This window comes from Limosilactobacillus avistercoris (assembly GCF_014836425.1).
Lineage (GTDB): Bacteria > Bacillota > Bacilli > Lactobacillales > Lactobacillaceae > Limosilactobacillus > Limosilactobacillus agrestimuris.
The window spans coordinates 1-5,681 of sequence record NZ_JACSQW010000039.1 but is presented as its reverse complement, the minus strand read 5'-3'; the positions used below and the strand labels follow the sequence as shown (position 1 = coordinate 5,681).

General features: G+C 42.7%; 7 protein-coding genes and 3 pseudogenes. 6 read left to right on the top strand and 4 right to left on the bottom strand.

The window, feature by feature from the left end; translation table 11 throughout:
• Positions 1-141: pseudogene (locus H9564_RS08860) on the top strand (IS30 family transposase); the annotation flags it as partial.
• Positions 142-295: 154 nt separating this feature from the next.
• Positions 296-1,162, top strand: coding sequence for a TrmH family RNA methyltransferase (locus H9564_RS08855; protein ID WP_191685101.1), 867 nt, complete (start codon positions 296-298; stop codon positions 1,160-1,162).
• Between the two features lie 72 nt (positions 1,163-1,234).
• Here H9564_RS08855 and H9564_RS08850 read toward each other — a convergent pair whose 3' ends face one another.
• The 3 genes and pseudogenes from H9564_RS08850 to H9564_RS09390 form a co-directional block, all read right to left on the bottom strand.
• The gene (locus H9564_RS08850) at positions 1,235-1,792 is read right to left on the bottom strand and encodes a Fic/DOC family protein (RefSeq protein WP_191685102.1); all 558 of its coding nucleotides are present in this window, start codon (positions 1,790-1,792) and stop codon (positions 1,235-1,237) included.
• A 1-nt stretch (position 1,793) separates the two neighbouring features.
• Complete coding sequence (locus tag H9564_RS08845; protein WP_191685100.1) at positions 1,794-2,030, bottom strand: hypothetical protein; 237 nt, start codon at positions 2,028-2,030, stop codon at positions 1,794-1,796.
• A 25-nt stretch (positions 2,031-2,055) separates the two neighbouring features.
• Positions 2,056-2,450: pseudogene (locus H9564_RS09390) on the bottom strand (biotin transporter BioY).
• Positions 2,451-2,665: 215 nt separating this feature from the next.
• Here H9564_RS09390 and H9564_RS08835 point away from each other — a divergent pair.
• Positions 2,666-3,649: pseudogene (locus H9564_RS08835) on the top strand (NADP-dependent oxidoreductase); the annotation flags it as partial.
• Here the strand turns inward: H9564_RS08835 and H9564_RS09235 are convergent.
• Positions 3,591-3,803 (bottom strand): hypothetical protein, encoded by a 213-nt coding sequence (locus H9564_RS09235; protein ID WP_404804698.1) that lies wholly within the window; start codon positions 3,801-3,803, stop codon positions 3,591-3,593. The pseudogene H9564_RS08835 and the gene H9564_RS09235 sit on opposite strands and share 59 nt — an antisense overlap.
• Before the next feature lie 160 nt (positions 3,804-3,963).
• Here H9564_RS09235 and H9564_RS09295 point away from each other — a divergent pair, with 160 nt between their 5' ends.
• From H9564_RS09295 to H9564_RS08825, 3 genes are all read left to right on the top strand, one after another.
• A complete protein-coding gene (locus tag H9564_RS09295) occupies positions 3,964-4,092 on the top strand; it encodes a hypothetical protein (RefSeq protein ID WP_263600667.1) in 129 nt (42 codons plus the stop codon).
• Positions 4,067-4,786 carry an SIR2 family NAD-dependent protein deacylase gene (locus H9564_RS08830; protein WP_225209643.1) on the top strand — a complete coding sequence of 240 codons (720 nt, stop codon included), beginning with the start codon at positions 4,067-4,069 and terminating at the stop codon, positions 4,784-4,786. Before H9564_RS09295 ends, H9564_RS08830 begins: the two co-directional genes overlap by 26 nt.
• An 86-nt stretch (positions 4,787-4,872) precedes the next feature.
• Entirely contained in the window at positions 4,873-5,601 is a 729-nt protein-coding gene (locus tag H9564_RS08825) for an SGNH/GDSL hydrolase family protein (RefSeq protein WP_191685099.1), read from the top strand.
• Positions 5,602-5,681: the final 80 nt, after the last annotated feature.

Here is a 5,681-nt window from a genome sequence, read left to right as displayed (position 1 = left end):
TTTATTTCCAAGGGACAAGCTATTGAAGAGCTGAGCGATCGCCAGCTGGTTCAAATCAATTGGTATCTGAATTCCCGTCCACTTAAATGTCTTAACTGGCGCACACTAATCGATATCTTCCTGCTTAATTTACGTCATTAAATTCGTTCAAGTTATTTCTTGCAATCTGCCATAAACAAAAGTTTTATATGAAAAACTGAAGGGCTTCATAGAGGGATTTATTATCTTTTTTAATCTGATAAAGTTTCGACTATAATCAATTATAATGTATAATCCATAAAAAAGGTTGGTTAACATGCATAACTTAATTTTTCTCACAGACTTAGCTGGGGCCAACTTAGATCCCTATGTGCGATTCAACGAAGCCCAGCTTTTTCACGCCCGGAATCCTAAGCCAGGCCTGTTTATTGCGGAAAGTCCGAAGGTAATTGAACGGGCAATACGGGCTGGTTACCGACCGGCCTCACTCTTAGTGGAAGAGAAGGTCCTCGATCGCGACCTGGCTGACCTGGATCATGAAATGGCGATTAACCAAACGAAAGGACTAGGGAAAACACCGATCTATGTAGCTAACAGTAAGTTACTCCGCCAGTTATCCGGTTACAATCTTTTACGCGGGGCCCTTTCCGCAATGTACCGTATTGAACGTCCTGATCTAGCCAGTTTTTTGGCAACGATGCCAACTGATCACCCCCGGATCGCGGTTCTTGAAAATGTTGTTAATCCCGCAAATATTGGAGCAATTTTCCGCTCGGCAGCTGCCCTAGGAATCGATGGGGTCATCGTAACGACTGACTCAGCTGATCCACTATATCGCCGCGCTTCCCGGGTAGCGATGGGGACCGTCTTTCAGGTGCCGTGGACCTATGTTGATGCTAAAGTCTGGCAGGCAAAGGGGATTGGCCTTCTCCACCAGTATGGCTACCAAACAGCAGCGATGGCCCTGCGTCATAATACTGTTAGTATTGATGATCCTCAGCTGGATAAGGTCGACAAACTAGCGATTATCCTTGGCTCAGAAGGCCCTGGACTACGAGAAAAGACGATTGCGAAAAGTGATTTTACGATTAAGATCCCGATGGCGACAGGCGTTGATTCTTTGAACGTCGCCGCTGCTTCGGCTTTAGCCTTTTGGGAGTTGGGTAATCAAAAGGCTAAGTAGCGATGTGAGGCTAGACTCAATTTTGAATTAGGAAAAAGGATTGAGAACTGTTATCTTTGTTCTCAATCCTTTTTAGTTCAAATCTTTTACATGAATGAACCGTTGAATCACTGTCAGTTCAGAATTATTTAATGCCTGAATAACATTAGCATCTTGGTGGCCTAAATCGAGGTATTGACCATGATTGACAGCGAGTAGTTGCAAAAACAAGCGGGTTGTTCGCCCATTTCCTTCGCGGAACGGGTGGAGGTAGTTCAGTGAGTCGAGTAGTTTAGCGTATTGAAAGGCAGTTGGCTGCTTTTCTTTTACGAGCTCGTCAAGTTGACCATTGATATTAGTGAGCGCCATATCAAAGGCAGTTGGTGGCATAAAGGTTGTGCCACCCTTTGAAATATAATAAGTACGCAGTTGACCAGCCCAACTATAAAGCTCACCAAAAAGGAATTGGTGGATTTTCGGGAAGTCGTCCATATTCCTAACTTGATACCCGTGATCAAGGAGCCACGAAGCGTGGTGGGCAACCATGCGAAATTCGACGCTACTTAATTTATCAGGATCTTGGATGTTTAACTTATTTCTCAAGGTCCCGTTCGGGTAGAGAAAGGCTTTTCTTAATTCATCATCATTCATATTAATCACCGAAAATTGTCTTAAATTGATGTTCTAATTTGGGATGCTCAGTTTCCATAAAGGACTTTAGCTCTTCAATGTCGGCTGAAGTTGGTTGCCATCCTTCCATGACGTTGCTTTTAACGACAAATTTAATGTTCTGGTAAATTGCTCGATCAGGAATTTTGACTCCCTGGATACTCTGGGACTGGTCATCAATTATTAAAGATAATTGTCCGTCTTCGTTTTCAACTGCCATAGTGTTCCTCCAATATTAGTCGGTTTTACCTTGCTAATAATCGTGCTTTCAAAAGTCGTTGGGCAACGACAACAACCAGGAAAAGTTTCAGAATGCCCGGAATAATAAACGGGATTACCCCAATTGTCATTGCTTGTGAAAGGGTGAGGTGGTTAGCAGGGATTAACCACAGGCCACCGATGATGAGTTGACTAGCTGCTCCAAAAAATTGGCTAAGCAGATCGTCAGTGGAGTGCGTGACGTTAATTCTAGAATACCACTTGTAATGAGGCCGTAAATCAGAAAACCGATTAAGTAGTCGCCCAAAGGACTCAGGAGGATTGGTAGGCCACCAGCAAAGTTGGCAAAGACGGGGAGACCAACGCTCCCAATTAAGAGGTACGTGAAGATTGTTAAAAGGCAATCTCTTAATGGAAGCATTGTCGCGATCATTCCGATGGCAAATGTTTGGAGGGTCAGCGGAACACCGGGAAGGGGAATTGTAATCTGTGAACAGATGATGAGGATTGCGAGCATCATCGCGTCTAGTGTTAATTGTTTAGTTTTCAATTGGTTACTCCTTAGCAATATTATTGATTAATTTTAACGTTAGGTTACTATAATTAAAAGCACATTTTAGCAAAGGAGTGTTTCACGTGAAAGCAGCTATTCTTGAAAAATACCAAAAGCAATCGCCAAAGTTAGTTATCCAGGACGTTAATCTTCCTAATGTAGGACCTCACCAGGTATTAATTAAAACACTAGTGGCCGGTGTTAACCCATTGGATCTCCTGATCGCGCGGGGACAATTTAAGCTAGTGATTCCTTAACCACTCCCCTTAATTATGGGAAATGAAGTGGTTGGTGAAGTTATCCAGGTAGGAAAACAAGTGACGAAGTTTAAGGTTGGTGAACGGGTATATGCACGGTTGCCACTAGATAGGATCGGTGCTTTTGCGGAAAAGGTGATGATTGAGGAAAGTGTCCTTGCAAAAGTTCCTGAATATTTAACAAATGAGGAAGCAGCAACGGTCCCATTAACTGCCCTGACAGCAATGCAGGCTTTCCAGTTAATGGACGTAAAGAAGGGTGGTCGCCTATTTATTTCTGGTGGTACCGGAAGTTTTGGCGCCATGGCGATCTCGTTGGCAAAGTAAAAGGGGCTATCTGTAATTACCAATGGTAGTGGGAGAAACAAGGATCGGGTCATGAAACTTGGGGTAGACCAGTTTATCAACTACCAGACCACTGACTATTCTCAGGTATTATCGAACGTTGATTATGTTATCAACACGCTTGGTGGCTCGGAACCCCAGAAGCAATTTGGGATCCTGAAGAAGGGTGGTCGCTTAGTGTCACTTCGGTGGATGCTTAACCATGTCTTCGCTGTTCGTACGGGGATGCCCGCCTGGAAGCGACTCTTATTTGGCGCCGCGGGTTGGCGTTTAGATCGCTTAGCAGCAAAAAATAATCAACGTTACTATTTCATGAACGTTCATGAAGATGGGGATCAATTAGCTCAGGTAAGTCAGATGTTGGAGAAGACGCAACTCTATCCTAAGGTTGATCGTTGTTACCCATTTACAAAGGTGAACGATGAACTTGCTCACGTTGCCGGTGGTCACCTCCAAGGAAAAACGAGTCCACATATTGGTGAACTTCAGTTAGAACCTTTTGTTTATTGTCGTAGCACTGTGGCGAAAGATCAACTGGGTAGATTTCAGGATTGAGATTTCGTGTGTATTCGTTCCAGAAGTCATCCAGTTTCTTGGTAACCTTAAAGATATTTGGCACCCACTTTTAATTCAAACGACAGATCAGAGAGCTTGACTAATTATGGACACATTTGCGAAGTTGTACTCCAAATTTTCTTTCTTTTCGTTTATGCTATCCCCATAATTTAACTACACAGTGTAATGAATTAATCAAGCTGTAACGAAACGAGGTAAAAAAGATGACAAAAATTGAAGAACTTGTTCAACACGTTAAAGATGCAGATGCGATTGTTGTTGGTGCTGGGTCAGGGATGTCCAACGCTGCCGGGATGAATTTCTGGTATGAAGCACGTGAAATATTATTATGATAAGTACCACTTTCAAGGTCTATTTAACGGCTTTTATAACCACTTTGACTTTGAAGAGGAGCGCTGGGGCTTTACGTTAGAATTAATGAACATGATTTTTAACATTCCACCGCAAAAGCCAACTTATGAATATTTGACAATTCTTCTTAAGAAGAAACCGTTCCATATTGTGACGACTAATCAGGATATGATTTTTAAGAAGTTCTTTGGTAAGGAACAAGTTAGTGAAATTCAGGGATCTTGGTCTTACTTCCAGAGTAGTAATCCAGATACTGATAAGCACCTCTACAGTTCTCAAAGGATTTTAGATGAGTTACTGCCCAAAGTGAAGGATCATCGTTTAGCAGCAGATTTAATTCCAAAGAGCAGAGTGGATGGAGCACCATTAACCTTATGGGCTCGAGGCCCCGAATTTTTGGAAGATAAGCTTTACAACGAAGAGTACCAAAAGATTAACCACTTCTTGGGGCAACACCGGGTAGAAAAGATCCTCTTCCTTGAAATGGGTGTTGGCTGGATGACACCGATGTTTATCCAAGAGCCATTCTGGGCATTAACTAGTCAGCTACCTGGGGCGTTTGATGTTATGGTTAATAAGGAATACCAGTTCTTACCAGAACAGATTGAAGACCGGGGTGTCGCAATTAAGGGTGATATTGGCCAAGTGCTTGATGACGTTAAGGCCGCCTTATAGGAGTATGTCTAGAATGTTCTTCCTTGAATATTTTGATGGAAACTGGTTCACTTGTAATGAACAATGATTTAAGGAAGTGTTGCAGGATGGTAAGTAATGGTGGTACTTTTCAAGCATTTATGGCCAAAATGGCAAATTCAACTGCTTACCAACGGGGAAATACAAACGAGTTTAGTCCGGATCGAGTTGAGTATGATCCCACGTCCCCACTATCTGGGAAAAAGATTGCTTTTCTGGGCTCTTCAGTAACGTACGGCTTTGCGGCCCATGGGGTTTCGTTTGTTGATTACCTCCAAGCACGGGATGGTGTGATCACAACCAAGTCGGCGGTTTCCGGTACTACATTAGCGGGAAATGCACCAGATGGTTACCTTGCCCGTCTGCAACGGGATTTTGATCCGACCGCTGATTACGATCTGTTTGTTTGCCAGTTGTCGACTAATGATAACCAGCATGGCAAAAAACTTGGTCAAGTAACGGAGAGTGATCAACGGGATCAGTTCGATCAGGAAACAACCCTTGGTGCAATTGAAACGATCTGTGCAACTATTCAAAAGCGGTTCCATTGTCCGTTGGTTTTCTATACCTGCTTACAAGATGATCCCAACCATGATTATCAAACTTTAATTAATGAATTGAGAAACTTAACCTCAAAGTGGGATTTTGGGATTATCGATCTTTTTGATAACCATGGCTTATGTTCAAGCTTAGCTGCTCATCCCAATGCCATGTTTGATGATGTCCACCCGACTCAGGAGGGTTACTTGAAAGTATGGTTACCGTTTTTTGAGCAACAATTACCGAAATTTATTTAAAACGGCAGATTGTAAAATTTAAGTTGAACATTTTAGTGGACAGAAAAACCCATAAAGGTCTTTAATGGTGTCGCTAAACA

Bases quoted from the DNA above. Each gene is read 5' to 3' on its own strand.
- H9564_RS08855 (WP_191685101.1), top strand. From the start codon at position 296: ATGCATAACTTAATTTTTCTCACAGACTTAGCTGGGGCCAACTTAGAT.
- H9564_RS08850 (WP_191685102.1), bottom strand. From the start codon at position 1,792: ATGAATGATGATGAATTAAGAAAAGCCTTTCTCTACCCGAACGGGACC.
- H9564_RS08845 (WP_191685100.1), bottom strand. From the start codon at position 2,030: ATGGCAGTTGAAAACGAAGACGGACAATTATCTTTAATAATTGATGAC.
- H9564_RS09295 (WP_263600667.1), top strand. From the start codon at position 3,964: ATGACAAAAATTGAAGAACTTGTTCAACACGTTAAAGATGCAGATGCG.
- H9564_RS08830 (WP_225209643.1), top strand. From the start codon at position 4,067: ATGAAGCACGTGAAATATTATTATGATAAGTACCACTTTCAAGGTCTA.
- H9564_RS08825 (WP_191685099.1), top strand. From the start codon at position 4,873: ATGGTAAGTAATGGTGGTACTTTTCAAGCATTTATGGCCAAAATGGCA.